This window comes from Promicromonospora sp. Marseille-Q5078 (assembly GCF_050315395.1).
Taxonomy (GTDB): Bacteria; Actinomycetota; Actinomycetes; order Actinomycetales; family Cellulomonadaceae; genus Isoptericola.
Genome location: NZ_JBNPQG010000001.1, coordinates 374,390 through 400,049, shown reverse-complemented (window position 1 = coordinate 400,049; position 25,660 = coordinate 374,390). Strand labels below are relative to the sequence as shown.

The window sequence follows — 25,660 nt, the reverse complement described above, 5'->3', positions numbered from 1 at the left end:
GCGGAGGCACCCGAGATCACCCCCTCGGCACGTTGACCCGCCCCGGTCCCGGTGGGTGACTGGAGGTATGGCCCGCTCGGTCGACACCGACTACCTGGTCGTCGGCGCCGGGGCGGCCGGGATGGCGTTCGTCGACGCGCTCGTCGACCACGACCCGACCGCGCACGCGACGCTCGTCGACCGTCGCCCGGCGCCCGGCGGGCACTGGCTGGACGCGTACCCGTTCGTGCGCCTGCACCAGGCGTCGCAGCTGTACGGGGTCGCCTCGACGCGGCTCGGCGGCGGGCAGGTGCAAGCGTCCGGGCCCGAGCAGGGCCTGCACGAGCGCGCGACCCGGACGCAGCTGTGCGACTACTACGCGAGCGTCCTCGCCGAGCGCCTCGTGCCGAGCGGCCGGGTGGAGCTCCTCGGCGGGCACGAGTACCGGGACGGCCAGGTCGTCGACCTCGCGACCGGGCGGGAGGTCGAGGTCCGCGTGCGGCGGCGGGTCGTCGACGCCCGGTACCTCGCGCCGTCGATCCCCGCGCTGTCCCCGCCGCCCTTCGAGGTGGACGACGGGAGCGTCGTCGTCCCGGCCGGCGCCCTGCCCGAGGCCGTGGACGCGGACAGGTACGTGGTCGTCGGATCCGGGAAGACGGCGACGGACGCGATCGTGTGGCTGCTCGGGCGCGACGTCGACCCCGACGCGATCTGCTGGGTGCGCCCCCGCGACCCGTGGATGCTCGACCGCGCCCGCATCCAGCCCGACCCGGCGATCTTCCTCGGCATGGCCGCGGAGCTCATGGCCGCGGCCACGGACGCCTCCTCCGTCGACGAGCTGTTCCGGCGCCTCGAGGACGTCGGGGTCATGGTGCGCGTGGACCGCACGGTCACCCCGACCATGGCCCGCGCCCCCACCCTCGGGCGGTGGGAGCTCGAGCTCCTGCGGACCGTCACCGACGTGGTGCGGCTGGGCCATCTGCAGCGCGTCGCGCCAGGGCGGCTCACGCTGCGCGACGGCGAGGTGACCGTGCCGCCGGGCACCGTCGTCGTGCACTGCGCCGCCTACGGGCTGCACCTGCGGCCCGCGGTCCCCGTCTGGGGCGAGCGGATCACTCTGCAGGCGGTGCGGGCAGCCTTCCCGTGCTTCGGCGCCGCGCTCATCGGCTACGTCGAGGGCACACGGCACGACCGGTCCGACGACGAGAAGAACCGGCTGTGCGCGCCGACGCCGTACTGGAACTCGCCGGCGAGCTGGGCGGCGATGCAGGCGCGCGGGGCGCGGTCCGCGGCCGCGTTCATGGCCGAGCCCGACGTCGGCGCCTGGGCGCACTCCGTGCTGCTCAACCCGGCGCGGGTGCCGCCCGAGGAGGCGGCGCGCCCCGAGGTCCGCGACGCCGTGGGCCGCTACCTGGAGCACGCCGCCGCGGGGATCGCCGGGCTGGAGCGGGTCGGCGGCACGACGGGCTGAACCCACCGGCCGCCCGCGGAAGGCCTCAGCCGGCCAGCACGTCGCGCAGCCGTGCCGCGAACGCCGCCGGGTCGTTGTCCGGCGACCAGTCGCTGGCCTCGAACCCGCCGTGGTCGCCCGGGAACACGACGGTCTCGACGCCGAGCGCCGCGGCCAGCGCCTCGCCGCCGCGGCGCGGCATCGTCCCCGGGCCGGCCTCGCCGACGGCCGGCACCAGCCGCACGGTGGTGCGGCGCAGGGCGTCGAGATCGGGCTCGAACCACGGCAGCGACCGCATGTTGCCGCCGAGCAGCAGGTCGCCCCGCGAGCCGTCGTCCTCGGTGGGCAGGCCGAACGCCGCCGGGTCGGGGGCGGGCTGCGACAGGTAGTCCTCGGTGAGCGGCGCGTCCTGCATGGAGACCTGGATGAACTTCGCCATCGCGGGGCCGAACCCCTCGCGCCGGTACGTCTCCGTGATGTCCTGCGTGACCTTGCGCTGCACGTCGCGGTCCTCGAGCAGCGCCCACAGCGGCGGCTCGTGCGCCACGACCGTGCCCAGCTCGTCGGGGTGCGCGACGATCCACGGGAGCACGTTGACTGCGCCGCCGCTGGAGGCGAAGACGTCGACCGGGCCGTCGCCGATCTCCGGCCGGGCGGCCTCGACCACGCGGTGGAAGTCGTCGGCGTGGAGCTCCACGGACACCTCTCCGTCCGCGGCGAGCGTGCTCCGCTCCGTCCCGCGCGGGTCGTAGGCGAGCACGGTCCGGTCGCCGAGGTGCTCGACCAGCTGCCCGAAGCCCGACGCCGCCATGGGCGAGCCGAGCACGAACAGCGGGGGCAGTCCGCCCGGCGCGGCGGGCCGGTGCACGTCGTAGGCGAGGACGGCGCCGGGCACGTCCAGGGTGTGGGTGGTGAGCTCGCTCATCGTCGGGCCTCCGTGGCCGGTGGGTGATCCGTGCGGGTGGTTCATCGTCTGCTGAGGGAACGACGGACCACCAGCCCGGAAATCATCGGTCTGGACCGGTCACGACGCCGGCGCGCGATCCCGCGCCTGGGAGCCCGCCCCCAGGCACCCGTCGTCCACAACCTGCGCCGTGGGCGGCCCGCCGCCGACCGCGCCGGACGAGGCTCGACGTCGGACGCCCGCTCGGGGCGCCCCCGACCGAAGGAGCCCCGCATGCCCGTCGCGACGCTGCCCCCGCACACACCGTCGGCGCCGCCCGACCCGCCGCCGCCCGCCGCCCGCTTCACCCCGCCCGACCTGGTCGACCTGCGCACGGCCTGGACCCGCGAGCGCGACCTCGCCACGGGCCCCGGGAGCCGCCACGACGGTGGCGGGGAGTGCCGCGGACGCCACGGATGGCTGCTCGACGACGGGCTCGACCTGCTGCTCGAGCCGGCGCTCGGCCCGAACGCCGCGCCGGGGTACTACGCGTTCACGGCGCTCGACGAGCGCAGCGCCTCCGGGCTGCTGGCGCGGCTCGACGAGGGCGAGCTCGCGTCGGAACGGCAGAACCTGGGCCCCACGCTGGGGGCGGTGCTGCGGGCCGTCGTGCGCCACCCGGACCGCGTGCGCGCGCAGGGATACGTCATCGGGCCGCTGCGCTGCGACGAACGGATCAGTGTCACCGGGGTGCTGCTGCGCACCGACCGCCCGCTCCGCATCGACCGCCGGCACGGGCCGGGGTGCGAGTGCACCGACGTCGTGCGGATCCTCGCGGACCTGGGCGTCGACGACATGCACGCGCCGCCGGACGAGATCACGCCGTGGTGGGGGTTCGGGCCTGCCCCCGACCCCGAGCACGAGCACTGGTACCGCGTCTGGTGGGACTGACCCGTCCCGTCCGGACGGCCACCGGGAGACTGTGGATAACTCCGGCCGGCCCGCCCCCGGCGTCGTTACCGTCGTGCCCGCGCCACGGCGCCACGGACGGACACCGACGACGGACCAGGACAGGACGGGATGACCCAGCTCGACCTCGACACGACGACCCTCGCGGCGGCGGGCGCGGGCCTGCGCGGCGGCGCCGGCGCGCTCGCCGGCGCCCGTGGCCACGGCCTGACGGCGGGAGCGGCGCTCGCCGCGACCGGCGACGCCGGGCTGTCCGCGGCTCTCGGCGAGCTCTCCGCCGCCTGGCGCTCCACCCACGAGTCGCTCGTGGGCTCGCTGGGGGCGCTCGGCTCCGGGCTCGCGCAGGCGGCGGAGGTCTTCGACGGCGCGGAGCGCGCGACCACGCGGGACGTGGTCGCGCTGCTCGCCGGCGCCGGGGCGGAGGGCGACGCATGATTCTCGACGTCGAGCTCGCCCCGCTGACCGGCAGCCCGGCGGCGCTCGGGGACGCCGCCGCCGACGCGACGCGTGCGGCCGCGCGGCTCGCCGACGCCCGCACGCAGCTGCTCCGGGTGCGGGCCACGCTCGACGGTCAGCGCAGCACCGCCGTCGACCAGGCCCGCGACCGGGTCACGACCCTGGCCGACGACGCCCGCGCGAGCGCCGGCATGCTCGACGCCGCGGCCGCCACGCTGCGTCGCCACGTCGGCGTCCTCGGGGACGCGCAGCTGGCGGCCGACCGGGCCCTCGCCGACCACGCCGAGGCGGTCGCCCGCGAGCGCCGCTGGCAGGTGGAGGCGGACGAGGCGCGTCGTTCCACGTGGAACGACGCGGCGCTGGGGACGGCGCTCGGCACGGCTGCGCTCGGCACAACCACTCACGGCGGCCTGACCGGCCGCCTGACCGGCGGACCGGGGCACGCGCACCTGCGGCTCGCGTCCGCCGAGCGCGAGGTCGCCGCAGCACGTGCGGACGCCCTCGCGGCGGAGGCCCGGTGGCGAGCGGCCCGCGACGCCAAGGCTGCGGGGTCGAGGCACGCGGCCGCGGCCCTGGCGTCGCTCGCCGACGTCCGGGCGGTCCGGGTCGCCACGGCGGCCGGGGTCGGCGCGGCGGGCCTGCAGGCGTCGGGCGCCGCCGCACGCCGTGCGGTCGCCCTGCTCCCGCGTGCGGCGTCCGCCGAGGACGCCGCGACGCGCCGGGCGGTGCGCGAGGACGTCCGTCGCACGCTGACCGAGCACGCCGACGACCCGGCGTTCTGGGCCGTCTTCTGGGACGCGACGACGCCCGCGCAGCTCGCTGCGGCCGTCGTCGCGCCCCCGGCGTCGCGGCTCGGCCCGGTCGCCGGGGTGTTCGAGGGTGCGACCGGAGGGACGATCGACGACGAGCTGGCGCGGGCCCTCGGGAACGGCGTACGCCTGTGGGCGGAGACCGCCACCCCGGCGGAGCAGCGGGAGCTCGGCCGGGGCGTCGTGGAGGACGTCGCGCGCACGGCGGGCTCGCCACTCAGCCCGGTGGGCGGGCCGGGGGCGGCGGCCGCCCTGCTGCCCGCGTCGCTCCCGGCACCCGTCCACGCCGGCGCCGCCGACGCGCTGGACGCGTGGTGGGGCGACCGCGCCTTCGGCGACGGCTCGCTCACCGCGATGGCTCCGGTGGTCGTCGCCGTCGCGGGCGGCCTCGCCGCGCACCGGACGCTGGCCTTCGACCGGCTGGCGCCCGCGGACGGGGGCCGGGTCGCGCGGTCGGCGGCGCACTGGCTCGGCACCGCGCCGCGCGACGGATGGCCGGACGGCGGTCGCGCCGTCGCGCGGGCGTTCGGCGCCGCCGTCGACACGGGGTCGACGTCCGCCGACCCCGCCGACCAGGCCCGCGCGGCGCTCCTCGTCTCGCACGCGACGCAGCAGCTGCCCGACGGGCTGCTCGCGTCGCCGGGGCTGGCGGAGGACGCCGCGCGGGACGTCGCGCTCGCCTACGAGCCGTACCTGCCGAGCATGGGCGACGCGGCCGTGGTGCAAGGTGTCGTCGGCACGCCGGCGCCTCCCCCGGGCGTCGACGAGGACCTGCCGTTCGTCCGGACGAGCGGCCTGCCGCAGCCCACGGTGCAGCCCGCGCTCGACGCGTTCGCGCTGCGCGACGTCATCGAGGCCACCTCGCGCACGCCGGCAGCCGCGGACGTCTGGCTCGGCGCCGCCGACCGGTACACCGAGTCGCTGGTCGTCCTCGCGACGTCCGACGCCCACGACGCCGGGACGTACCCGCGGGGGACGTTCATCAGCGAGGCGCTCCGCGACGTCGGAGCCGTCGCGGGGGCGATCCAGGCGCCCACGATCTCCGCGGCCCACGGCCAGGTGCAGACCCGGGAGGCGCTCCTCTCCCTGACGGGCCCCGGCCTCGGGGTCGCCTCGATCGGGCGGAGCATGGCGGAGTCCGCGGCGGTCACGGTCGGCAGCACGGCCCTCTCGTTCGTCTCGACGGACGCCCCTCTTGTCGAGGCGAACGCTCGGGTCCGCGCGACCGGCGACGAGCTGAACGCGCTGTACACCGCTCGCCTGCACGACTCGATCGTGGCGCACGACGTCGCGCACGGGGTGCCGGAGCACGAGGCCCTGCGCCGCATGGAGGACGGCGACCCGGACGACGGCGCGAACCTCACGGGCAACGACTTCCGGGAGACGTATGCCGTCATGTCCCAGACCCCCGACACGGAGGACCGACGATGAGCACCGCGACGAGGCGCGTCTTCGCCAACCCGAGCGTCACCCCGCCGCTGGTCTTCAGCCTCGTCGTGGCCGGGCTGTTCCTCTGGTACCACTGGGGGCGGGAGGCCTGGTCGGGCGTGTGGGGGCAGTGGCAGGTCGACCGCGCCCTGCACTGGGAGCCCGACCGGTGGGTGCCCGGCGTCGAGGACTTCCCCGGTCGGGATGCCACGGAGATCGCCGTCCAGCCCGCATGGCTGACCGAGACGAGCCAGGACCGCTGGACCCTGGCGCCGAGCGAGACGCCCGGCCTACGACCGCTGTTCGTCCAGGACGCCCGGTGGACGCGGAACGACCGCTGGTCGTCCTTCGAGGAGGGGGACGCCGCCCGGGGCCTGGTGCCGTTCCCGGTCGACGCGAGCTCCGGTCTCGAGGTGGACGGCGTCCAGGTCTACGCGTTCGTCGACACGCCCGCGGCCGGGTCGTACTCCGACGCCGAGGGCGCCCCCTGGGTCTGGAACCTCCTGGACGACGCCCTCGCGGCCCCGGCCGTCCTGGGCGAGGACTGGTCCCGGTACTACATCTGGGGCGAGGGCCGCGGGCGCGTCCTGTCCGCCGAGTACGTCGGCACGGAGCACTCCCGCGACGAGGTGTGGGAACGCCGGTCGACCACGCTGGGGGACGGCGAGCCCGGACGGTTCGGCGTCACGACCCACCAGCGCGGCGAGGACGGCGAGGAGTTCCGGACCACGACGCTGGCGACCGTCGCCGCCGGCGCCCTGGTGTCGGTGGGCGTCGTCGTGCCCGACGGCGTGCAGCCGCCGGCGGACCTGGAGCCGACGCTGCTGCTGGAGCGGCTGTCGGACGAGGTGCGGGCGGACCCGCCGGTCAGCAGGTCGCGAGCAGCGCGGGCACCAGGGCGGTCGTGAGGTCGGACGTGGTGCTCGTGAGGTCCCGGCCGGTCAGGGCCACCGTCACCTGGCGCCCCGCGTCCGGGGAGGTCAGCGTGATGCTGAGCGTGCCGTACGACGCGCCGTCGTGCCCGTACAGCCACGCGCCGTCCTGGCACGGGTCGGGCAGGCGGTAGACGCCGAGGCCGTAGTCGGGCAGCACGTCGCTGCCGACGGTGCGCGGCGTGAGCACCTTCGCCACGGTCTCGGGCTCCAGCAGGTCGCCCGTCACGAGCGCCTCGGTGAACCGCCCCAGGTCCGCCGTGGTGCTCGTGACGGCGCCCGCGGCGCCGAACCCGGTCGGGTCGAAACGCGTCAGCGAGTACCAGCCCGCGCCCTGGTCGCCGGTGTACGCGGCCTCCTGGAGGAACGGGCCGCGCTCGCCCGGCGCGTCGGGGTAGTCGGAGCGCCACATCCCGGCGGGCCGGAAGATGCGCTTCTCGAGCAGCCGCCCGACGCTGGACCCCGTGGCCTCCTCGAGCGCCAGGCCGAGGAGCACGTAGCCGGCGTTGGAGTAGGTGACGTCGGTGCCGGGCTCGAACAGCCAGGGCTGGTCGTCCATCGCGGCGAGGTGGTCGGCGACCGGGTACCTCTCGCCGAGCGCCTCGAAGAACTCGTCGAGGTCCGCGGGGTCGGCCATCCGGCTCGCGACCAGCGGCGACAGATGGTCCGGCAGCCCGGATCGGTGCGTGAGCAGGAGCTCGAGCGTGACGTCGTCCTCGTACTCGTCAGGGATCACCGCCGCGGCCTCGGGCACGGCGTCCACCACCGGGGTGTCGAGGGTCCACGTGCCCTTCTCGACCTCCTGCATGACGAGCGTCGAGACCATCATCTTGGTGTTGCTCGCCGCCCGGAAGCCGTCGTACGGGCGTGCCGGTGCGCGCTCGCCCCGCTCGCGCCTCCCGTCGGCCCCGCGCCAGTGCAGGCCGGGCGCGTCGACGCGGGCGACGACGCCGACGGGGACGCCCGCGACCGTGTCCTCGAGGGCCTGGTCGAGCCCCTTCCGGACCCCGCGCACGCCGTCGCCGGTCGTCTCGCTCGGCGCGGTGAACGTGTGTGCGCTCGCCCGCTGCTGCGCCTCGTCGACGGCGGCGGCGACGGCCCGGGACACGGCCTGCGAGTCCTCGTCCAGGGCGGGCGGGCTGGCGCCGGCGGGGGGCCGGGGTGCCACCGCCCCCGCAGGCGCGGCTCCGAGGGCGAGCGGCAGCGCGAGCGCTGCGGCGGTCGTGACGGTCAGGGTCGTGCGCATGCGGCGGCGCATGTGTCTCCTTGAGGTCGTCTGTGTCGGTCCCACCACCGTCGCAGGCCGGGAGCGCGGGCGGATCCGTCGGACGACGGAGATCTGGCTCCCCCTTCCCGCCGAGGTAGTCCAAGATCCCGCGAGGTAGTCCGAATCTCCGCGAGGTAGTTCAACGCACGGCGAGGTAGTCCCCGGACCCGACAGGCGGTGAACTACCTCGCGAGACCTCGAACTACCTCGCGGAGATTCGCACTACCTCGCGGGGATGCGAACTACCTCGCCGAGTTCAGGACTACCTCGCCGGGGTGTGAACTACCTCGCGGGTTCCTCGGCCACCTCGGCCAGGCGGGCGGCGGCCTCGTCGCGGCGGCGGGTGGCGTCGGCGAGGGTGCGCTCGGCGCGCTGCCGCGCGACGACGGCGCCGCGCAGCTCGGCGTCCACCGCCGCGGCCGCGTCGTCCAGCTCGGCGAGACGGCGTCGCGCGGCGTCGCGCTCGGCGTCGGTGCGGGCCGCCACTGCCTCGATGCGGCCCACCTCCGCGGCGGCCGAGCCGCCGGCGTCCCGTGCCGCGGCGACGTCGTCCTCCGCGTCGGCGAGCGCCTGCCGCGCCGCCTCGCGCGCCTCCTCCCGCGCGGCCTCGGCCTTCGCCCGGCCGGCGTCGTCCGCGCCCGACCTCGCCGACCGCCCGCGCCCCTTGCGCGCCGAGCCCGGCAGGTCGGGGACGGCGTGCAGATGCCGCGAGTGCTCGTCGTCGACGGGGGCGATGCCGAGCGCGTCGGGGACGGCGACGGCCGACGAGACGTCGGCGCGCCCGATGCCGGTGGCCTGCAGGGGCCCGACCAGCAGCCCGCTGCGCACGGCTCGTCCGGCGTCGGCGTCGATCATGGCGGCCGTGAGGGTCGCCTCGACCTGCGTGAGGACCGCGCCGGACACGGTCGCGCCGGCCCCGACGGCGAGCGCCCGCGCCCGCGTCGCGACCGCCGTGACGAGCTGCCGCCGCTGCCGGGTGAGCTCGCGCAGGCGCGGGCCGTCCAGGTCGTCCTGCGCGGCGCGGAACGCGGCGCCGAGCTCGACCACCTGCTCCACCTGGCCCGCCTCCGCCCGGGCCAGGAGGTTGACCACCCAGGCCGCCGTCGACGGCTTGCGCAGCCGCCTGACCCGGTCGGCGGCCTCCTCCTGGCCGTCGGCGCGGAGGGCGGCGGCCCGGGCGTCGCGCGCGGGGACGAACCCGGCCGGGTCGAGGGCGTAGAGATCGCCGGCGACCTCCGTCAGCACCTCGGGCAGCGTGGGCACCTTCCGAGAATCCGGAAGCCCGGGCGCGGGCGCAACCCCACCCGCCGAGTTGTCAGAGCCAGGTGCCGCCATACCGCGACGTGGCTCCGACAACTCGCACCTAGGATCGATTCGATCCCCATGACCGAGAACCTTCCCCCCACGCCTCCGCCCTCGACGGTGTCGCCGCCCACGCCGTCGACGCCGTCGAGGCCGCCCGTGGACGAGCGCCGCGCGACGATCATCCTGCTCGCGATGGCGCTGTCGACGTTCCTGTTCGTCACGGTCGAGTCGCTGCCGTCCGGGCTGCTCACACTCATGGCCCCCGACCTGGGTCGCTCGACGTCGCAGATCGGCCTGCTCGTCACCGGCTACGCGCTGGTGGTGCTGGTCACGACGGTGCCGCTGGCGCACCTGTCCCGGCGCGTGCCGCGACGCTGGATCCTGTCCGCGTGCGCCGGCGTGGCCTCGGTGGCCACGCTGTGGGCCGCCCTCGCCCCGAGCTACGAGCAGCTGTTCGTCGCGCGCCTGGTGACGGCGACGGCCCAGGCCCTGTTCTGGGCGGCGGTGGTCCCCGCGACGACCGGGCTGTTCCGGCCCGTGGTGCGCGGCAGGGCGATGGCGCGCCTCGCCCTCGGCAACTCGCTCGCCCCGGTGCTCGGCGTGCCGGCAGGCACGTGGCTCGGGGAGCACACGTCGTGGCGGTGGACGTTCGCCGCCGTCGCGGCGCTCTCGCTGGTCGTGACGTTCGTGGTGCTGGCCCTCTTCCCCACGATGGCGCCGTCCGAGGGCGGGGCGAGCCGCGCGCCGCACCCGAGCGCCCGCCGGTTCGGGTTCCAGATGGTCACGACCGGCCTCGTGCTGACCGGCGCGTTCGGCGTCATCACGTTCGTCACGCAGTACTTCATCGACGTCACCGGGTTCGCCCAGGCCGACATGGCCCGCCTGCTGCTCCTGCAGGGCGCGGCGGGGGTGGTGGGCACCATCGTCGTGGGCAGATTCATCGACGCCCGCCCCGTCGCGGTGCTGCTGGTGGCTCTCGGCGTGCTCACGCTCGCCCTCGTGTCCCTGTGGACGTTCGGCGGGAACCCCGTCGCGGCCGTGGCGTCGCTGGCGCTGTTCGGCTTCTCGTTCTCCTGCGTGCCGCCCGCCCTGTCGCACCGGGTCATGCTCGTGGCGCCCGGCTCGACCAACATGGGCGTGGCGATCTCGTCGTCGATGTTCAACGTCGGCATCGCCGCGGGGTCGGGGCTGGGCGCGGCGCTGGTCGCCGCCGTCGACGTCCGCGTGGTCCCGCTCGCGAGCGCCGTCGTCGTGCTGCTCGCTCTGCTCGTCGCCCTCGCCGAGGAGCGCTTCAGCCCGCCGCTCGCCGGCGCCTCCGAGGCCCGCCGCGGGCCGGACGTGACGCAATGATTCAATCATTGCGTCACGATCGGAGCCCGCGCCGATGCCCGCCATCTTCCGACCCCCCGCGACCGACCTCGAAGACCTCTCCGTCATCGAGGAGGTTCGCGTGCTTCGCGATTCCCTGGCAGGCGTCCTGCGAGTCCCCCGCCGGTGGCGCAGCGGACTGCGCCGGACGACCCAGGCCCGCGCGATCCAGGGCTCGAACACCATCGAGGGTTACACGGTCTCCGAGCAGGACGCGGTCGCAGCAGTCGACGACGAGCCGCCGCTGACGGCGGACCAGCGCACCTGGTCGGAGATCCTCGGCTACCGCCGGGGCCGCTACTACGTCGCCGCCGACATGCTCCGTGAGGTCGGGCGGGACATCCGCTCCGGACGAGAACCCCTTGCCGACCCGTACCCCTGGCTTCCCGGAGAGCTGCGCGCCCGCACCGGACGCTAGAGTCGCGCCGGCCCGCGCGCGGTTCGCCGACGCCAGTGCGCCGACACTATTCGCCGACAATAGGCTCGTGGACGACACCGACCGCTGCCCCTGCGGCTCTGGGGACACCTACGGCGCGTGCTGCGCCCCGCTGCACCGCGGCGAGCGGCCGGCGCCGACGGCCGAGGCGCTGATGCGCTCGCGCTACAGCGCGTTCGCCGTCGGCGACGCGGCCTACCTGCGGGCCACGTGGCACCCACGCACCCGGCCGACGTCGCTCGAGCTCGACGACGACCAGGTGTGGCGGCGGCTCGCCGTGCTGGCCACCCACGCGGGCGGACCGTTCGACGACGGCGGCGAGGTGGAGTTCGTCGCGCAGTACGTCCAGGCGGCCACGGGCGAGCGTGGCCGCCTGCACGAGGCGAGCCGGTTCGTGCGCGAGGGCGGGCGCTGGTTCTACGTCGACGGTCAGGTCTCGGGCTGACCAGCGCCGACCGGCCCGCCGGCGCCCGTGGACGGGTGCACGTCGGCGACGTGCAGGTCGACGGAGACCCGGTGCTGCTCGAAGTCCGTGCCGAGAGCGGCCGAGACGGCGTCCGCGGCCGCGGCACGCACGAGCTCGGCGGCATCGGCGATCCGGGTGCCGAACCGCACGCTCAGGATCACCGTGACCCCCTCCAGCTCGGGGGCGCCCCCTCCGTCGTCAGCGGGACCGATGAGGCACCGCACGTCCGTGACCCGCACCTCCCCGTCCGGGTCGTCGAGCGCCGCCCGCACCCGGTCGACGACCAGGCTGGTGGCCACCACGAACGGGCCGTCTCCGTGCCGGCCGACGACCTGCGCCGAGGGCCGCACGGTGCTCAGCACGCGAGCAAGGACCGACCGCCGCGCACGCACCCACCCGTCGTCGGTGAGCTCGCGCATGCCGGCCGCCGCGCGCGCGAGCAGGTCGTCCTGGGGGCCGCTGCTGCCCGGCTCCGCCGCCTCGCGGTTCATCGCCATGGCTCCAACCTCCTCCCGAGGTTCTGTCGGGCCCGGTGGACGGCGCCGCGCACGGCCCCGACCGTCGTCGCCTGAACGCGCGCGATCTCTGCGTACGACATTCTCTCCACCTCGGCCAGGATCCAGCAGGCCCGTTGCAGCGCAGGCAGGTCGGCCAGGGCCACCTCGAGGGCCTCGACGAGGTCACGTGCCTGGGCCGCCGAGACGGGGTCGCCCGCCCGGTCGGCGACCAGGTCCTCGGGCAGCTCGTCGGCGGGGTGCCGCGCGGCCTCGCGTACCCGTCGACGCACCGTGTTGGCGAGGATGCCGAAGAGCCAGGTCCGCACGGCGGACTCCTCCCGGAACCGACCGACGGACGTCCAGGCCGCGACGAGCGCGTCCTGCACGCAGTCCTCGGCGACGCCGTCGTCGCGCACCATCCGCCGGGCGTACCGGTACATCGCCGTGCCGTGCCGGAGGGCCAGCTCCCCGAACGCGTCCTTGTCACCCAGCCGGGCGCGGCGGACGAGCTCGCCGTCGTCCACCGGTGTGTGACGTAGGTCACTGCCGCCGGAGCGTGACGATGCGGGTTCGGCGGGCACTCACCCAGTGTCGGAAGAAAACGCGCCGGGCGCGCGGGGAACCTCCCGCCCGCCCGGGCGCCGAGCACGGAGGCAGGACATGGCCGAGACCGCGATCACGCAGGAGCACACGAGCAAGGGCGCGAAGAGCCCTCTGACCACGGAGAAGGGCACCACGACGATCGCCGACGGCGTCGTCAGCAAGATCGCCGGCATCGCTGCCCGCGACGTCACCGGCGTGCACGGGGTCGGCGGCGGCGCGGCCCGCGCGTTCGGCGCCATCCGGGAGCGCATCCCCGGCGGCACGACCAACTACGCGCAGGGCGTGAACGTCGAGGTGGGCGCGGCGGAGGCCGCCGTCGACGTCGAGATCGTCGCGGACTTCGGCGTCGCGATCGCCGACGTCGCCGAAGGCGTGCGCCGCAACGTGATCAGCTCCATCGAGCGCATGACGGGGCTCAAGGTCATCGAGGTCAACGTGAGCGTCAACGACGTCTGGCTCCCCGAGGACGACGACGCCGACGCCACCGAGCAGCCCTCGCGGGTGCAGTGAGCTCCCCGGGACCCGCCGACGACACGCGCCGCGTGCTCGCCGGGCGCGTGCGCGACGCCGTGCTCACCGTGCCCGGAGTGGCACGCCTCAGCGGCGGCGTCCTCGGGGAGGTCGCCACCTACCTGCCGGGCGACCGCATCGCGGGCGTGCGGTTCGACGACGACGACGTGCACGTGCACGTGGTCGTCACCGCGGCCGGTCTGCGCGACGTACCCGGTGTGGCCGGGGCGGTGCACGCCGCCACCCGGCAGGCTCTGGCGTCGTCGGCGCAGGAGGACGCTCCGACGGGCGGAGCGGAGCGAGCGCACGTCGTCGTGCACGTCGACGACGTCGAGGCCACCGGGGTCCCCGGTGGCGTGGAGGTCCCGACGACCGGGACGAGGAAGGACGGGTCATGAACAACCTCACCGCGATCGGGCTGGTGGCGGGCCTGCTGCTCGCGCTCGCCGTGACCACAGGCGGGTTCCTGGGCTTCCTCCTGGCGATCGTGCTGGGCGGGGTCGGCCTGGCTGTGGGCGCCCACCTGGACGGGAGGCTCGACCTGGGGGCCCTGCTCGGGGGACGGCGCCGTGGCTGACGAGGCCGACGTCCGTGTGGCGGGGCGCGTCACCGTCGCCGACCGGGTGGTGGTGAAGGTGGCGCAGCATGCCGCCGCCGGCGCCTCGACCCGCGTGCGCGGGGGCCTCTCCGGCCCCGACCTGCCGCAGGTCGAGGTCGAGCTCGCCGGACGCCGTGCTCGCGTCCGGGTGCGGGTCGCCTCGACATGGCCCGAACCCGCCGCTCAGGTGGCCGGTCGCGTGCGTGACGCCGTCCGGACGGAGCTCGGACGCCTGGCCGGCGTGGAGGTGGACGACCTCATGGTGACGGTGGCCGCGGTGCAGCCCCCCGCCGCGGAGGTCAGGAGGGTGAGATGACGACGCTGGAGAACGACACGGGCGCCACGACGGCTGACGCGGCGCGGGACCCCGTCCCCGCCGCACCGGCACACCGGTCCGGGGCGTCCGCACGGGCGGCCGCTGTCGTCCTCGCGACGCTGCTGGTCGCTGCGTCGGTGGTCGCAGGCCAGGAGGCCGCGGCGGCGCGTTCCGTCGGAGGGCTGTCGCCCGAGGACGGCTGGGTCCGGTCGGCCGCGGAGCGGCTGGACGGCACCGTCCTGGGCTCGACGGCGATCGGTGTCGGCGTGGCCGCTTGCCTGGTGGGCCTCCTGCTCCTGGTCGCGGCCTGGCGACGAGGCGTGCGCCCTGCCCGGCTGCGCGACGTTCCCGCCGTGGTCCTCCGTCCCGAGGACGTGGCGCGGCTGGCGTCGGCCGCCGCGGCCGATGTCGACGGCGTGCTCGGCGCGACGTCCACGGCGTCCCGGCGTTCCGTCGTCGTCCGTGTCCGCACGACCGGCGACGAGGGCGTGGCCCGCGAGGTCACCGAGGTGGTCGGGGCGTGCCTGGCGGTCCTGGACCCGGCGCCCCAGGTGCGCGTGCGCGCCACGACGAGCGAAGGTGCGGCATGAGGACGCGACGGCACGTGGTGGGCGTCGACCGGACGGTGCTGACCGTCGTCGGCACGGTACTGCTCCTGGGCGGCGCGGGTCTCGTCGCGCTCGCGGCCGGCTGGCTGAGCGACGTCGGCGGGCTGCCGGGCCCGGGCGCGGCAGCCGACCTGTCGCCCCTCGCGTCCGCGACGAGCGAGCCGTGGTGGGCCGGCGTGTGCGCCGGCGCGGCCGTGGTGCTCCTCGCGCTCGGCGTGTGGTGGCTCCTCGCGCACCGGCCGGGTGCCCGCACCGGGGAGCTCCCGCTCCCCGGGTCGCGGACCGGGAACCGGCTCCGGGTCGTTCCGGACGCGGTGACGCGCGGTGCCGCCGCAGCCCTCGAGGCCGACGCCCGGGTGCGCGCCGCAGCGCTGGTCCTGCGCGAGGAGCACGGCCGTCTCGTCCTCCACGGCCGTGTCCGCGTCGCGTCGCGCACCGACGTGGTGGAGGTGGGAGCCCTGGTCGACGACGTCGCCCGTCAGGTGGCCGACGTGCTGGGACGCGACCTGCAGGGCCGGGTGCACCTGGCCGTCGCCCGACGCGGCGGCGCGGCGCGGCGGGTCCTCTGACGCCCGCCGCTCGCGCGCTCGAAGACTCCCGGGGATCGTTCCTCGGGCAGACCGCAGAACGATCGGAAGGAGATCATCATGGGTGTCGGAGACAAGATGAAGCACGCCGCCGAGGACGCCGCCGGCAAGCTCAAGGAGGGTGCCGGGCGGGCGTCCGACGACGAGCAGCTCGAGGCGGAGGGGAAGGCCGACCAGTCCAGGGCCTCGCTGAAGAAGGCCGGGGAGCACGTCAAGGACGCCTTCAAGGACTGACGTGCCGCGACGGACGGGCCGCCGGCAGCTGCCGGCGGCCCGTCCGCGTTGCTCCCCGCCCGGTCAGGCGTCCGCGGTGGCCCGTGGGGCGACGGGGCGCACATCCTTCTCCCGCCCACCGCGGAGCTGGTCGCCGTTGAGGAGCAGGTTGAGCAGGATGGCGCTGATCGCGCCGGCGCTGATGCCGGAGTCGAAGATCAGCTGGAACCACGTGGGGAACTCGGCGTAGATCTCGGGCCGCACGGTCGGGAGCATCGCGACGCCGAGGGACACCGCGACCACCAGGATGTTCTTGCTGGTGAACGTCACCTTGGTGAGCGAGCGGATGCCGGAGGCCGCGACCATGCCGAACAGCGCGATCCCCGCGCCGCCCAGCACCGCGCTCGGCACGCCCTCGACCACGGCGCCCACCTTGGGCACGAGGCCGAGCACCACGAGGATGCCGCCCGCCATCGTCGCGACGAACCGCGACCCGACGCCCGTGAGGCTGACGAGCCCCACGTTCTGCGCGAACGCCGTGTACGGGAAGGTGTTGAACAGGCCGCCGAGCACGGTGGAGAGCCCGTCGGCGCGCAGCCCGTCGCCGAGGCGCTGCTTCGTCACCGGGCGGCCGGTGATCTCGCCGACGGCGATCATGTCGCCCGTCGTCTCGGTCATGATCACCAGGCCCACGACGAGCATGGACACCACGGCGGCGAGGGGGAACGTCGGGAGGCCGAAGTGGAACGGCGTCACGACGGCGAACCAGCCGGCCTCGCCCACGCCCGACCAGTCGACCTTGCCCATCGGCAGCGCGACGAGCGTGCCGAGGGCGAGCCCGAGCAGCACCGAGAGGCGTGCGAGCGCGGGCGGCGCGAACCGCTCGACCAGCACGATGAACAGCAGCGTCCCGGCGGCGAGCCCCAGGTCGGACGGGGTGGCCGACTCGCCGTTGTTCGTGATCCACCCCGCGGCGACGTCCATCAGGGAGACGCCGATGATGAGGATGACCGTGCCGGTGACGATCGGCGGGAAGAACCGGAGCAGCGCCGAGAAGAACGGCGCCACGACGATCATGAACAGCCCGCAGGCGATGGTCGCGCCGAAGACGGCGGTGATGTCGTACGTCGTGCCGATCGTGATCATCGGGCCGACGGCGGCGAACGTGACGCCCTGCATGAGCGGCAGGCGCACCCCGAACCGCCAGAACCCGAGGGACTGGATGATCGACGCGATGCCGGCCACGAACAGGTCGGCGCTGATGAGGAACGCCAGGTCCTGCGCGGAGTAGCCGAGGGCGCCGCCCACGATGAGCGGCACGGCCACCGCCCCCGCGTACATGGCGAGCACGTGCTGCAGCCCGAGCGGGAACAGCCGCGCGAACCGTGGCACCTGGTCGACCGGGTGCCTCTCGGTGGTGCTGGGTGATGCCTCGGACATCGGTCGTCCCCTTCCGTCACCGGGCGCCGTGGCGGCGCGTCGGGACGACGGTAGGGAGCGATGGTTTCCGTACGATCAAACAGAGTTTCCGGGAGGTGACATCTTCTCGGATGAACCCAGTTCACCCTGCCCCGGGATCAGGCGAGAGCCGCCGCGAGGACGACGACGTCGTGCGGCGCGAGCGGGAGCGTCCCGCCCGCCGCGACGGCCGAGACGTCCGCGGGGGTCGCGGCGAGGTCGTGCCGCGCCCCGGTCAGCAGGTCCGTGAGCGAAGTCGCGTCCCGCACGCGGTCCGGGCCCGTGGCGAGGGCGGCGGCGAGGTCGAGGGTCGCGGACCGGTCGCCGTGGTTGATCGCGACCAGGGCGTCGCCGCGCCACACGGCCTCGACGTCCACCTCCTGCCCGCCGTGCGGGACGCCCGCGCCGTCGAGCACCGCCCGCAGCACGGTGGCGAGGCCGGCGCCGGGGTCGCCGGTCAGGTCCGCCCCGACGTACCAGGCGCGGCCCGCGCGGTGGGCGTGCCGGGCGACGGCGACGGCGCCCGAAAGCGGGCCGTCGTCGTACGTGGCGAGCACCTCGGCGCCGTCGGAGCGGGTGCGCTCGCCCAGGGTCGACGCCGTGCCCGCACGCCCGCCGGACAGCGCCCCCGACCAGGCGATCGGGCTGCCGCCGTCGGGCAGCGGCACCCACTCCTCGGCGGACACGCCGAGCACGTGCCGCAGCAGCGCCGGCGAGCGCCCCTCGTGCAGGTGCGCGAGGCCGTCCGCGACGCCCCCGAACGGCCCCCACACGAGGTGGCCACCGCCCGCGACGTACGCGTCGAGGCGGTCCGCGGCGCCCTGCTCGAGGACGGCGAGGGCGGGGGCAAGCACGACGTCGTAGCCGTCGAGCGCGACGTCCTCCTGACCGGGGGCGACGACGTCCGCGACGACCCCCAGCCGCCACAGCGCGCGGTGCCAGGCCTGGAGGACCGCGAGCGGGTCGTGGCGCGCGGTGGGGAGCGCGACCTGGGTGGCGGCCCACCACGACGGCCAGTCCCACAGGAGCGCGACCCGGCTGTGCACGGGCCCGCCGACGACGCCGCGCAGCGCGCGCAGCTCGGCGCCGAGCCGGCGCACGCCCTCGTGCACCTCGGTGTCCGGGCCGGCGACCGGCAGCATCGCCGAGTGGAAGCGCTCGGGCCCGGAGCGCGCCTGCCGCCACTGGAAGAACAGGGCGCCGTCGCAGCCGTGCGCCGTCGCCTGCAGCACCTCGGCGCGCAGGCGCGCGGGCGACTTGGTGAGGTTGTGCTCGCGCCAGCTCACCGCGCTCGCCGCCTGCTCCATGCGCAGCCACGACGACCCGCCCGCGAGCCCGCGGGCCAGGTGGTTGACGAGCGCCGCGTCGGCGGGGGCGTCGGGGGACGCCGGGTCGGGGTACGCGTCGTCGGCGACGACGTCGAGGTCGGCGCGCCAGCCGTGCGGATCGATGCCGCCGAAGAAGCCCATGAGGTTGGTCGTGACGGGGCGGTCCGTGTCGTGCCGGCGGACGATCGCCTTCTGCGCGCGGTACAGGTCGAGGAGCAGGTCGGAGCCGAAGCGGCGGTAGTCGAGCTCCTGCGACGGGTTGCGGTGGTACGGCGCGACGCGGGGCGGCAGCACCTCGGCCCAGTGGCCGTACTCCTGCGACCAGACGGTCGTGGCCCAGGCCGCGTTGAGCGCGTCGAGCGTGCCGTACCGATTGCGCAGCCAGCCGCGGAACCGCTCGGCGCAGCGGGTGCACCAGCAGAACTGGCCGTACTCGTTGCCCGCGTGCCACATCCGGACGGCGGGGTGCCCGGCGTAGCGGGCGACGACCTGCTCGGCGATGCCCTCGGCCGCCGCCCGGTAGGCGTCGGACGACGGACAGAACTGGTTGCGGGACCCGTAGCCGAGGACGGTGCCGTCGGCGGTCCTGGGCAGCGTCCTCGGGTGGAGGTGGCCGAGCCACGGCGGCGGGGACGCGACGGGAGTGGCGAGGTCGACGGCGATCCCGGCCTCGTGCAGCAGGTCGAGCACCTCGTCCATCCAGGCGAAGCGGTACTCCCCCGGCCGCGGCTCGTAGTGCGACCAGCTGAAGACGCCCACGGTGACGAGGTTGACCCCCGCCCGCCGCATGAGGTCGACGTCCCCCGCCAGACCCCCGGGTCCCGCTGCTCAGGGTTGTAGTCCCCGCCGTACAGCATGCCCAGCTCGTCAGTGAGCCGGGCGAGGCCGGTCGTCATCCCGCGATCCCCCCGTTGGTCCGTCGAAGCGCTTCGGGCGCCGAGGCTAGCCGCTCCGCGGCGGCCTCCGGGCTCCCCGCTCAGAACGGGTAGCGCTGCACCCGCGACTGCACCGTCACCCACTGCGTCTCGGTGAACGCCTCGACGTTCGCCTCGTGCCCGCCGAACCGCGACCCCGTGCCCGACGCCTTCGTGCCGCCGAACGGCGCCGCCGCCTCGTCGTCCACCGTCTGGTCGTTGACGTGCACGACGCCCGCGTCGATGCGGTCCGCCAGCTCGTACCCGGCGAACGCGTCCGGCGTGAGCACCCCCACCGAGAGCCCGTACTCGGAGGAGTTCACGAGCTCGACCGCCTCGTCGACGGACGCGAACGGCAGCACGGGGGCGACGGGGCCGAAGATCTCCTCCGCCCACGCGCGGTGCCGCGGCGCGACGCCGGAGAGCACCGTGGGCTCGTAGCACAGCCCGTCGTACCGGCCGCCGGCCTCGAGCACCGCACCCTCGGCCACCGAGTCGGTGACGATGCCGTGCACCGTGTCGCGCTGGCGGGCGTCGATGAGGGGGCCGAGCGGCGTCCCCGTGGCCGGGTCGCCCACCGGGATCGCCCGCGCCTTGGCCGCGAGGGTCGCCACGTACTCGTCGTACAGGTCGGCGTGCACCAGGTGGCGGCCCGACGTCATGCAGATCTGCCCCTGGTGCAGGAACGACCCCCACGCGCCGGCGCTCGCCGCGGCCTCGACGTCGACGCCGGGCAGCACCACGAGGGCGTTGTTGCCGCCGAGCTCCAGGTGGGCCCGCTTGAGGAGCCGGCCGCACCGCTCCCCGATCGCCCGCCCGGCCGCCGTGGAGCCGGTGAACGAGATCATCGGGACGTCCGGGTGCTCGACGAGGGCGACGCCGGCCACCCTCCCGCCGGGCACCACCAACAGCACGCCCGGCGGCAGCCCCGCCTCCTCGAGCAGGGCGGCGAGGAACAGGCCGCCCGCGACGGCGGTGCGCGGGTCCGGCTTGAGCACGACGGCGTTGCCCAGCGCCAGGGCGGGCGCCACCGAGCGCATCGCGAGGATGCCGGGGAAGTTGAACGGCGCGATCACCCCGACCACGCCCACGGGGCGCCGGCGCGCCACCGACAGCCGCGGCTGCGCGGTGCGCAGGAGCTCGCCGTACGGCACCAGCGCGGTGCCGGCGGCGAGGTGCAGCTCCGCGGCGACGAGGCCGACCTCGAACGCCGCCTTCCCCTGCCCGGACCCGGCCTCCCGCACGAGCCAGCCGACGTACTCGTCGGAATGCTCGTCGAGCACGGCCGCGGCCCGGCGCAGCACGGCCGCGCGCTCCTCGGCGGGTCGCGCGGCCCAGTCCCGCTGCGCGGCCGTGGCGAGCTCCGTCGCGCGCAGCACGTCGGCCGCGCCCGCCGCCGCGACGCGGCCGATCGTCTCCCCGGTGGCCGGGTTGGTCACCTCCGCCGTGGCGCCGGTCGTGACCCAGCCCCCGAGGTACGCCCGCCCGTCCCAGCCGGAGGGGTCGAAGAACGCCGTCATCGCCATTCCTTTCGTCGCCGTCCTCGGACGCTAGCGCGTCCCCCGCCGCGCCGGGAGGGGTGGACGGCGACGGGGATCAGCTCCGGGGACCGCCCTCGAGACGTGCCGCCAGCCAGCCCGCGAGGCGGTCCGGCCGGTCGGTGATGATCTCGTCGACGCCGAGGGCGACGGCGGCGGCCCAGTGCTCGGGCTCGTCCAGCGTCCACACGGCGGTGGCGAGGCCAGCGTCGTGCAGGCGGGCGACAACGTCCGGGTCGTCCCGCAGCACCGTGCCCTGCGGGTTGCACATGACGACGCCGAGCTCGGCACAGCGCGCCACGAGGTCGTCGCGCGCCCCGGTGACGAGCAGGCCGCGGCGCAGCTCCGGGTCGGCGGCGCGCAGCGCCTCGACCGTCTCGGGCCAGAAGCTCTGCGCCACCGTCCGGTCGGCGAGGCCCGCCGCGCGCAGCGGCTCGGTGACCCGCCGCACCTCCTGCGGCGTCCACGCCCCCTTGACCTCCAGCAGCAGGTCGGTGCCCGGGCGGGCGCGCAGCAGGTCCACCACCTCGGCGAACGTCGGCACCCGCTGCCCCGCGTACGCGGGCGAGAACCACGACCCGGCGTCGAGCAGCCGCACCTCGCGCAGCTCCAGGTCGGCCAGCTTGCCGCTGCCGTTCGTCGTCGCGTCCACGGTGTCGTCGTGGATGACGACGACCTCGCCGTCCGCGGTGAGGCGCACGTCGATCTCCAGGGCGTCGGCCCCCGCGAGCGCCGCGCTCTCGAACGCGGCGAGCGTGTTCTGCGGCGCGACGACGCTGTTGCCGCGGTGCGCGACGACGCGTGGCCGGCGCGACCCGGCCGTCCCGCTCGCCCCCGTCACAGGTACGGCTCCACGTTCTCGGTGTACGCTGTCTCGATGCGCGGCGTGACGGCCTTGAACGCCGAGGCTGGATCGGCGTCCTCGATGACGATCTGCTCCAGCGCCTCGTTGAGCAGCGCGTCGGCGCCCGGCACGAAGACGCGCACGTCGTCCTGCACGCGCGCCTTGTCGGCGAGCTGGTCGACGGCCGTGCGGAACTGCGGCGTCTGCTCGTAGGTCTGCTTCATCGCGTCGCTCTCGACCGCGGACGTGCGCACCGGCATGTAGCCCGTGGCCTGCGAGAACGTGGCCGTGTTCTCGGTATTCGTGAGGAACTCGAGGAACATCGCGGCGGCGAGCTGCTCCTCCGGCGTCTTGGACGACGGGATGGCGAGCCCGGTGCCGCCGGTCGGCGTGCCGCCGCCCTTCGGCCCGTCCGGCAGGTAGGCCGTGCCGACCTCGAACGAGGCGGCGTCGAGCGCGCCCTTGAGCGAGCCCGTGGAGCCGATGGTCGAGGCGACGAGGCCGGACGAGAAGTCCGCCATCGCGTCGTCGGCCGAGAGCGTCGCCACGCCGGAGTCGTGGAACAGGTCGCGCACGAACTCGCCGCCCGCGATCGCCTCCGGGGTGTCGAGGGTGAGGTCGAAGCCGTCCGAGTAGGCGCCGTCCTGGCCCCAGATCATGTTCTCGAACCACCAGGCGCCCCACGACGGGCCGGTGGACAGGCCGAACGTCGAGCCGTCGTCCGGCACCTCCTGCTTCACCTTCGCGTCCCACTCGACCAGCTCGTCCCAGGTCTCGGGGCCGCGGTCGGGCAGGCCGGCCGCCTTCCACATGTCCTTGTTGTAGTAGAAGAGGGGCGTCGAGCGGGCGTACGGGACCGCCCAGTGCTGGTCGTCGTACTCGTAGTCCGCGTACAGTGCGGGCTGGAAGTCCTCCGCGTCGGCGTCGAGGTACTCCATGACGTCGTCGACCGGCATGATCTGGTCGTTGAGGTGGTAGCGGAACCACCACACGTCGGAGGCGATGACGAGGTCCGGCAGCTCGTCCGTCTGCGAGGCGGCCTGGAAGCGCTGCGCCACCTCGTCGTAGTCGGCGCCGGCGGTCACGAGGTCGACCTCGATGCCCGACTCGGCGGTGAACTCGTCGATGAGCTGCTGCTCGAGCTCCTGTGACTGGCCCGGGTGGTTGCTCCACCAGGTGATCTCCTTCGCAGGCTCCACCTGCGACCAGTCGACGGCCTCGGCCGACGCGTCGTCGGACGATCCGGTGGCGCCGACGCTCGGGCCGGCGCAGGCGGTGAGGGCGAGGGCCGAGACCGCGGCGAGCGCCGCGACGGCGGTCCGGGTGCGGCGGGCGGGACGGTGGGACACGCGTGCTCCTTGGTTCGGGTCGTTCGGTGGGGTGCGGGGAAGCGTGCGGGGCGTGCTCAACCCGTCACGGCGCCCGCGGTGAGGCCGGCGACGAGGCGTCGCTGGAGGATCAGGAAGACGAGCAGGATGGGCAGCGTCACGACGACCGTGGCGGCCAGCAGCACGCCCCAGTTCGACATGCCGTCCGTGTTCTGCAGCAGGGTGAGGCCCACGGGGAGGGTCATCGTGTCGACGTGGTCGACGACGAGGAACGGCCACAGGTAGTCGTTCCACTCCGTCACGACCGACACCAGCGCGACCGCCGCGAGCGTGGGCGTGCTCATCGGCACCACGAACCGCCACAGCCTGCGCCAGTGCCCCGCCCCGTCGAGCTCCGCGGCCTCGAGGATCGAGGCGGGCAGCGTGAGGAAGTGCTGCCGGAACAGGAAGGTGCCGAACGCGCTGGCCAGGCCCGGCACGAGGATCCCCTGGTAGGTGTTGAGCCAGCCGAGGCTCGCGACCAGCGTGTAGTTGGGGATGATCGTGATCTGCGGCGGGATCATCAGCGTCGCGATGACCAGCCCGAACACGAGCCGCTTGAACGGGAAGTCGAGGAACACCAGCGCGTACGCGCACGCCAGCCCGAGCGCGACCTTGAGGCCCGCGCCCACGACCGTCAGGCCGATGCTGTTGGCCAGCAGCCGCCCGAGCGGGACGGCGGAGGCCGCCTGCGCGTAGTTGTCGAGGCTCGGCGATCCCGGCAGCCACTGCAGCGGCACCTGGTACAGCTCCTCGGGCGTCTTGAGGCTCGCGAGGAGCAGCCACACGAGCGGCAGCCCGAGCACCACGGTCGCGAACGCCATCGTGAGGTAGCCGCCCAGCTGGGGCGACCGTCGTCGGGCGGGCGCCGGCATGGTCGCGGCGGCGCTCATGCGTAGTGCACCTTCCGCTGGACGTACCGCATCTGCACCGCGGTGACGGCCAGCAGAACGAGGAACAGGACGGTGGCGACGGCGGACGCATACCCCGCGCGGCCGTTGACGAAGCTCTCCTCGTAGACCGAGTACATGAGCGTCGTGGTGGAGCCCAGGGGCCCGCCCTGGGTCATCGCCTTGATGATGTCGAACGACTGCAGCGAGGCGAGCATCATCGTCACGAGCAGGAAGAACGTGGTCGGCGTGAGCAGCGGCAGCACGATCGAGCGCAGCGTGCGGGCCGACGACGCGCCGTCGAGCGCGGCGGCGTCGCGCAGGTCCTGGGGCACGGCCTGCAGGCCGGCCAGGTAGATGAGGGCGACGTACCCGAGGTTCTTCCACAGGTAGACGACGATCACCATGACCAGCGGCCACGGGCGGTCCGTGTACCAGGCGGGCGAGGCGAGGCCCACCCAGCCGAGCACCTCCTGGACCAGCCCGTAGCGCGGGTCGAACATGAACAGCCAGAGGATGCCCACCGCGAAGCCGCTCAGCACGTACGGCGCGAACGCGACGGTGCGGGCGACGCCGCGCGCCTTCAGCCGCCGGTCGAGCAGCAGCGCGAGGCCGAGGCCCAGCACCATCGCGCCGCCCACGGTCGCGACCGTGAAGACGAGCGTCGTGGTGACGATGCGGCCCGTGGTGGGGGCGGAGAACCACTCGACGTAGTTGCCGAGCCCCACGAAGCGGGCCGACGGGGAGCCGAGGTTCCACTGCAGGGTCGACAGGTACAGGCTCTGCAGCAGGGGTCGGTAGACGAAGACGAGGATCAGCAGCACGTTCGGCCCCGCCAGCAGCAGCGCCCACAGCAGGGCGGTCCGGCGGCGGCGCGCGCCGAGGCGGCTGCGCGTGCGGGTGGCGGGTGGTCGGCCGGCGGGCGGGCGGTCCGCCCGGGCCGACGGGGCGCCCGGGATCCCGGACGGCCGTGGGGTCACGACGGTGGTCACAGCCGCGACTCTAGGAACCGCTCCGTCCGATTTGCCCGGGTGCGCGGGGGCGCCGGCCAAGCGTTCCGGGAACGTTCATGCGGCGGCACCCGGGCGGCCATCCACTCCTCCCGGAGGCCACGCGGACGTCACCCGCCCGGGGCGTCAGGGATGCATGCGCGCACCCTTGACGATGCGGTCGACGGCGTTGCGCGGCCCGCGCACGCCGATGCCGACGAGGTCGAGCTGGTCGGCCGCGACGGCGGCGACGGCCGCCCGGTTGGCGGCGTCGTGACCGGTGGCGAACAGGTCCCGGGTGTACACGGCGACCGGGACGTCCCTGCTGCGCGCCCGCGACAGCGCGGTGGCGAGCGTCTCCGCGGGCGCCGTCAGCACGACGACGGGCTGACGCAGCATCGGCAGGTACTCGTTGCCGTCGCCGTCGCGGTACGGCTCCCCGGTGAGGTCGGGGGCGCTGGTCGCGACGCCGCTCATGAGGAACGCCGTGACGTTCAGCTCCTGCCACGGGAGCAGGTCGTCGCGCAGCACGACGGCGACCTTGGTGTCGAAGCGGACCGGGGCAGGACCTGTCTGGGCGGCGGGCTCGGTGGTGAGGGTGTTCTGAGGCACCGTCCCAGTGTTCGCGGGGCCCGCCGGGCGGTCTTGTACG

The 25,660-nt window shown here is 75.2% G+C and carries 28 protein-coding genes; 15 read left to right on the top strand and 13 right to left on the bottom strand.

Annotated features, from left to right (window positions below; all coding sequences use genetic code 11):
* Positions 1-67 precede the first annotated feature (67 nt).
* The gene (locus tag ACQFYA_RS01845; protein ID WP_499121007.1) at positions 68-1,450 is read left to right on the top strand and encodes a pyridine nucleotide-disulfide oxidoreductase; all 1,383 of its coding nucleotides are present in this window, start codon (positions 68-70) and stop codon (positions 1,448-1,450) included.
* 25 nt (positions 1,451-1,475) lie between these two features.
* On the opposite strand, the gene ACQFYA_RS01840 is transcribed toward ACQFYA_RS01845, so the two are convergent.
* On the bottom strand, positions 1,476-2,354 hold the full coding sequence (locus ACQFYA_RS01840) for an alpha/beta fold hydrolase (RefSeq protein WP_499121004.1): 879 nt from the start codon (positions 2,352-2,354) through the stop codon (positions 1,476-1,478).
* Between the two features lie 252 nt (positions 2,355-2,606).
* On the opposite strand from ACQFYA_RS01840, the gene ACQFYA_RS01835 reads away from it, so the two are divergent.
* The 4 genes from ACQFYA_RS01835 (at position 2,607) to ACQFYA_RS01820 (ending at position 6,882) form a co-directional block, all read left to right on the top strand.
* The gene (locus ACQFYA_RS01835) at positions 2,607-3,263 is read left to right on the top strand and encodes a hypothetical protein (protein ID WP_499121001.1); all 657 of its coding nucleotides are present in this window, start codon (positions 2,607-2,609) and stop codon (positions 3,261-3,263) included.
* 129 nt (positions 3,264-3,392) lie between these two features.
* Entirely contained in the window at positions 3,393-3,716 is a 324-nt protein-coding gene (locus ACQFYA_RS01830; RefSeq protein WP_499120998.1) for a DUF6317 family protein, read from the top strand.
* The gene (locus ACQFYA_RS01825) at positions 3,713-5,977 is read left to right on the top strand and encodes a hypothetical protein (RefSeq protein ID WP_499120997.1); all 2,265 of its coding nucleotides are present in this window, start codon (positions 3,713-3,715) and stop codon (positions 5,975-5,977) included. Before ACQFYA_RS01830 ends, ACQFYA_RS01825 begins: the two co-directional genes overlap by 4 nt.
* Positions 5,974-6,882 carry a hypothetical protein gene (locus ACQFYA_RS01820; RefSeq protein ID WP_499120995.1) on the top strand — a complete coding sequence of 303 codons (909 nt, stop codon included), beginning with the start codon at positions 5,974-5,976 and terminating at the stop codon, positions 6,880-6,882. The genes ACQFYA_RS01825 and ACQFYA_RS01820 overlap by 4 nt, the downstream gene beginning before the upstream one ends.
* On the opposite strand, the gene ACQFYA_RS01815 is transcribed toward ACQFYA_RS01820, so the two are convergent.
* Positions 6,842-8,164 (bottom strand): serine hydrolase domain-containing protein, encoded by a 1,323-nt coding sequence (locus ACQFYA_RS01815; RefSeq protein ID WP_499120993.1) that lies wholly within the window; start codon positions 8,162-8,164, stop codon positions 6,842-6,844. The genes ACQFYA_RS01820 and ACQFYA_RS01815 overlap by 41 nt on opposite strands.
* A gap of 291 nt (positions 8,165-8,455) precedes the next feature.
* Positions 8,456-9,436 carry a hypothetical protein gene (locus ACQFYA_RS01810; RefSeq protein ID WP_499120990.1) on the bottom strand — a complete coding sequence of 327 codons (981 nt, stop codon included), beginning with the start codon at positions 9,434-9,436 and terminating at the stop codon, positions 8,456-8,458.
* A 120-nt stretch (positions 9,437-9,556) separates the two neighbouring features.
* On the opposite strand from ACQFYA_RS01810, the gene ACQFYA_RS01805 reads away from it, so the two are divergent.
* The 3 genes from ACQFYA_RS01805 (at position 9,557) to ACQFYA_RS01795 (ending at position 11,727) form a co-directional block, all read left to right on the top strand.
* Positions 9,557-10,828 (top strand): MFS transporter, encoded by a 1,272-nt coding sequence (locus ACQFYA_RS01805; RefSeq protein ID WP_499120988.1) that lies wholly within the window; start codon positions 9,557-9,559, stop codon positions 10,826-10,828.
* Between the two features lie 100 nt (positions 10,829-10,928).
* Positions 10,929-11,264, top strand: coding sequence for a hypothetical protein (locus ACQFYA_RS01800; RefSeq protein WP_499120985.1), 336 nt, complete (start codon positions 10,929-10,931; stop codon positions 11,262-11,264).
* 67 nt (positions 11,265-11,331) lie between these two features.
* Positions 11,332-11,727, top strand: a complete 396-nt coding sequence (locus ACQFYA_RS01795) for a YchJ family protein (protein WP_499120982.1) — start codon at positions 11,332-11,334, stop codon at positions 11,725-11,727.
* Here the strand turns inward: ACQFYA_RS01795 and ACQFYA_RS01790 are convergent.
* Positions 11,712-12,245 carry a hypothetical protein gene (locus ACQFYA_RS01790; protein ID WP_499120981.1) on the bottom strand — a complete coding sequence of 178 codons (534 nt, stop codon included), beginning with the start codon at positions 12,243-12,245 and terminating at the stop codon, positions 11,712-11,714. The genes ACQFYA_RS01795 and ACQFYA_RS01790 overlap by 16 nt on opposite strands.
* Positions 12,236-12,769: an RNA polymerase sigma factor gene (locus ACQFYA_RS01785; RefSeq protein WP_499120979.1), complete on the bottom strand. Its 534-nt coding sequence runs from the start codon at positions 12,767-12,769 to the stop codon at positions 12,236-12,238. Before ACQFYA_RS01785 ends, ACQFYA_RS01790 begins: the two co-directional genes overlap by 10 nt.
* A 136-nt stretch (positions 12,770-12,905) precedes the next feature.
* Between ACQFYA_RS01785 and ACQFYA_RS01780 the strand changes: the two genes are divergently transcribed.
* The 7 genes from ACQFYA_RS01780 to ACQFYA_RS01750 all read left to right on the top strand — a co-directional run bounded on the left by ACQFYA_RS01780 (position 12,906) and on the right by ACQFYA_RS01750 (position 15,701).
* Entirely contained in the window at positions 12,906-13,358 is a 453-nt protein-coding gene (locus tag ACQFYA_RS01780; RefSeq protein WP_499120977.1) for an Asp23/Gls24 family envelope stress response protein, read from the top strand.
* Positions 13,355-13,756, top strand: coding sequence for a hypothetical protein (locus ACQFYA_RS01775; protein WP_499120975.1), 402 nt, complete (start codon positions 13,355-13,357; stop codon positions 13,754-13,756). The genes ACQFYA_RS01780 and ACQFYA_RS01775 overlap by 4 nt, the downstream gene beginning before the upstream one ends.
* On the top strand, positions 13,753-13,935 hold the full coding sequence (locus ACQFYA_RS01770) for a DUF2273 domain-containing protein (RefSeq protein ID WP_499120973.1): 183 nt from the start codon (positions 13,753-13,755) through the stop codon (positions 13,933-13,935). The genes ACQFYA_RS01775 and ACQFYA_RS01770 overlap by 4 nt, the downstream gene beginning before the upstream one ends.
* Positions 13,928-14,272 (top strand): Asp23/Gls24 family envelope stress response protein, encoded by a 345-nt coding sequence (locus ACQFYA_RS01765; protein WP_499120971.1) that lies wholly within the window; start codon positions 13,928-13,930, stop codon positions 14,270-14,272. The genes ACQFYA_RS01770 and ACQFYA_RS01765 overlap by 8 nt, the downstream gene beginning before the upstream one ends.
* Positions 14,269-14,862: a DUF6286 domain-containing protein gene (locus tag ACQFYA_RS01760; protein ID WP_499120970.1), complete on the top strand. Its 594-nt coding sequence runs from the start codon at positions 14,269-14,271 to the stop codon at positions 14,860-14,862. Before ACQFYA_RS01765 ends, ACQFYA_RS01760 begins: the two co-directional genes overlap by 4 nt.
* Positions 14,859-15,449, top strand: a complete 591-nt coding sequence (locus ACQFYA_RS01755) for a hypothetical protein (protein ID WP_499120968.1) — start codon at positions 14,859-14,861, stop codon at positions 15,447-15,449. The genes ACQFYA_RS01760 and ACQFYA_RS01755 overlap by 4 nt, the downstream gene beginning before the upstream one ends.
* A 78-nt stretch (positions 15,450-15,527) precedes the next feature.
* Positions 15,528-15,701, top strand: a complete 174-nt coding sequence (locus tag ACQFYA_RS01750; RefSeq protein WP_499120966.1) for a CsbD family protein — start codon at positions 15,528-15,530, stop codon at positions 15,699-15,701.
* 63 nt (positions 15,702-15,764) lie between these two features.
* Here ACQFYA_RS01750 and ACQFYA_RS01745 read toward each other — a convergent pair whose 3' ends face one another.
* The 8 genes from ACQFYA_RS01745 to ACQFYA_RS01710 form a co-directional block, all read right to left on the bottom strand.
* The gene (locus ACQFYA_RS01745; protein ID WP_499120964.1) at positions 15,765-17,120 is read right to left on the bottom strand and encodes a nucleobase:cation symporter-2 family protein; all 1,356 of its coding nucleotides are present in this window, start codon (positions 17,118-17,120) and stop codon (positions 15,765-15,767) included.
* Between the two features lie 137 nt (positions 17,121-17,257).
* Positions 17,258-19,255, bottom strand: coding sequence for a beta-galactosidase (locus ACQFYA_RS01740; RefSeq protein ID WP_499120962.1), 1,998 nt, complete (start codon positions 19,253-19,255; stop codon positions 17,258-17,260).
* A 187-nt stretch (positions 19,256-19,442) separates the two neighbouring features.
* Positions 19,443-20,900, bottom strand: a complete 1,458-nt coding sequence (locus ACQFYA_RS01735; protein WP_499120960.1) for an aldehyde dehydrogenase family protein — start codon at positions 20,898-20,900, stop codon at positions 19,443-19,445.
* A gap of 76 nt (positions 20,901-20,976) precedes the next feature.
* The gene (locus ACQFYA_RS01730) at positions 20,977-21,759 is read right to left on the bottom strand and encodes a glycerophosphodiester phosphodiesterase (protein WP_499120958.1); all 783 of its coding nucleotides are present in this window, start codon (positions 21,757-21,759) and stop codon (positions 20,977-20,979) included.
* Positions 21,756-23,111 carry an ABC transporter substrate-binding protein gene (locus ACQFYA_RS01725; RefSeq protein ID WP_499120955.1) on the bottom strand — a complete coding sequence of 452 codons (1,356 nt, stop codon included), beginning with the start codon at positions 23,109-23,111 and terminating at the stop codon, positions 21,756-21,758. Before ACQFYA_RS01725 ends, ACQFYA_RS01730 begins: the two co-directional genes overlap by 4 nt.
* Before the next feature lie 56 nt (positions 23,112-23,167).
* On the bottom strand, positions 23,168-24,022 hold the full coding sequence (locus ACQFYA_RS01720) for a carbohydrate ABC transporter permease (protein WP_499120953.1): 855 nt from the start codon (positions 24,020-24,022) through the stop codon (positions 23,168-23,170).
* Positions 24,019-25,011 carry a carbohydrate ABC transporter permease gene (locus ACQFYA_RS01715; RefSeq protein WP_499120950.1) on the bottom strand — a complete coding sequence of 331 codons (993 nt, stop codon included), beginning with the start codon at positions 25,009-25,011 and terminating at the stop codon, positions 24,019-24,021. The genes ACQFYA_RS01720 and ACQFYA_RS01715 overlap by 4 nt, the downstream gene beginning before the upstream one ends.
* Positions 25,012-25,155: 144 nt before the next feature.
* Positions 25,156-25,620 carry a DUF2000 family protein gene (locus ACQFYA_RS01710; protein ID WP_499120947.1) on the bottom strand — a complete coding sequence of 155 codons (465 nt, stop codon included), beginning with the start codon at positions 25,618-25,620 and terminating at the stop codon, positions 25,156-25,158.
* Positions 25,621-25,660: the final 40 nt, after the last annotated feature.

Bases quoted from the DNA above. Each gene is read 5' to 3' on its own strand.
- ACQFYA_RS01845 (WP_499121007.1), top strand. From the start codon at position 68: ATGGCCCGCTCGGTCGACACCGACTACCTGGTCGTCGGCGCCGGGGCG.
- ACQFYA_RS01840 (WP_499121004.1), bottom strand. From the start codon at position 2,354: ATGAGCGAGCTCACCACCCACACCCTGGACGTGCCCGGCGCCGTCCTC.
- ACQFYA_RS01835 (WP_499121001.1), top strand. From the start codon at position 2,607: ATGCCCGTCGCGACGCTGCCCCCGCACACACCGTCGGCGCCGCCCGAC.
- ACQFYA_RS01830 (WP_499120998.1), top strand. From the start codon at position 3,393: ATGACCCAGCTCGACCTCGACACGACGACCCTCGCGGCGGCGGGCGCG.
- ACQFYA_RS01825 (WP_499120997.1), top strand. From the start codon at position 3,713: ATGATTCTCGACGTCGAGCTCGCCCCGCTGACCGGCAGCCCGGCGGCG.
- ACQFYA_RS01820 (WP_499120995.1), top strand. From the start codon at position 5,974: ATGAGCACCGCGACGAGGCGCGTCTTCGCCAACCCGAGCGTCACCCCG.
- ACQFYA_RS01815 (WP_499120993.1), bottom strand. From the start codon at position 8,164: ATGCGCCGCCGCATGCGCACGACCCTGACCGTCACGACCGCCGCAGCG.
- ACQFYA_RS01805 (WP_499120988.1), top strand. From the start codon at position 9,557: ATGACCGAGAACCTTCCCCCCACGCCTCCGCCCTCGACGGTGTCGCCG.
- ACQFYA_RS01790 (WP_499120981.1), bottom strand. From the start codon at position 12,245: ATGGCGATGAACCGCGAGGCGGCGGAGCCGGGCAGCAGCGGCCCCCAG.
- ACQFYA_RS01780 (WP_499120977.1), top strand. From the start codon at position 12,906: ATGGCCGAGACCGCGATCACGCAGGAGCACACGAGCAAGGGCGCGAAG.
- ACQFYA_RS01770 (WP_499120973.1), top strand. From the start codon at position 13,753: ATGAACAACCTCACCGCGATCGGGCTGGTGGCGGGCCTGCTGCTCGCG.
- ACQFYA_RS01760 (WP_499120970.1), top strand. From the start codon at position 14,269: ATGACGACGCTGGAGAACGACACGGGCGCCACGACGGCTGACGCGGCG.
- ACQFYA_RS01755 (WP_499120968.1), top strand. From the start codon at position 14,859: ATGAGGACGCGACGGCACGTGGTGGGCGTCGACCGGACGGTGCTGACC.
- ACQFYA_RS01750 (WP_499120966.1), top strand. From the start codon at position 15,528: ATGGGTGTCGGAGACAAGATGAAGCACGCCGCCGAGGACGCCGCCGGC.
- ACQFYA_RS01745 (WP_499120964.1), bottom strand. From the start codon at position 17,120: ATGTCCGAGGCATCACCCAGCACCACCGAGAGGCACCCGGTCGACCAG.
- ACQFYA_RS01740 (WP_499120962.1), bottom strand. From the start codon at position 19,255: ATGCGGCGGGCGGGGGTCAACCTCGTCACCGTGGGCGTCTTCAGCTGG.
- ACQFYA_RS01735 (WP_499120960.1), bottom strand. From the start codon at position 20,900: ATGACGGCGTTCTTCGACCCCTCCGGCTGGGACGGGCGGGCGTACCTC.
- ACQFYA_RS01720 (WP_499120953.1), bottom strand. From the start codon at position 24,022: ATGAGCGCCGCCGCGACCATGCCGGCGCCCGCCCGACGACGGTCGCCC.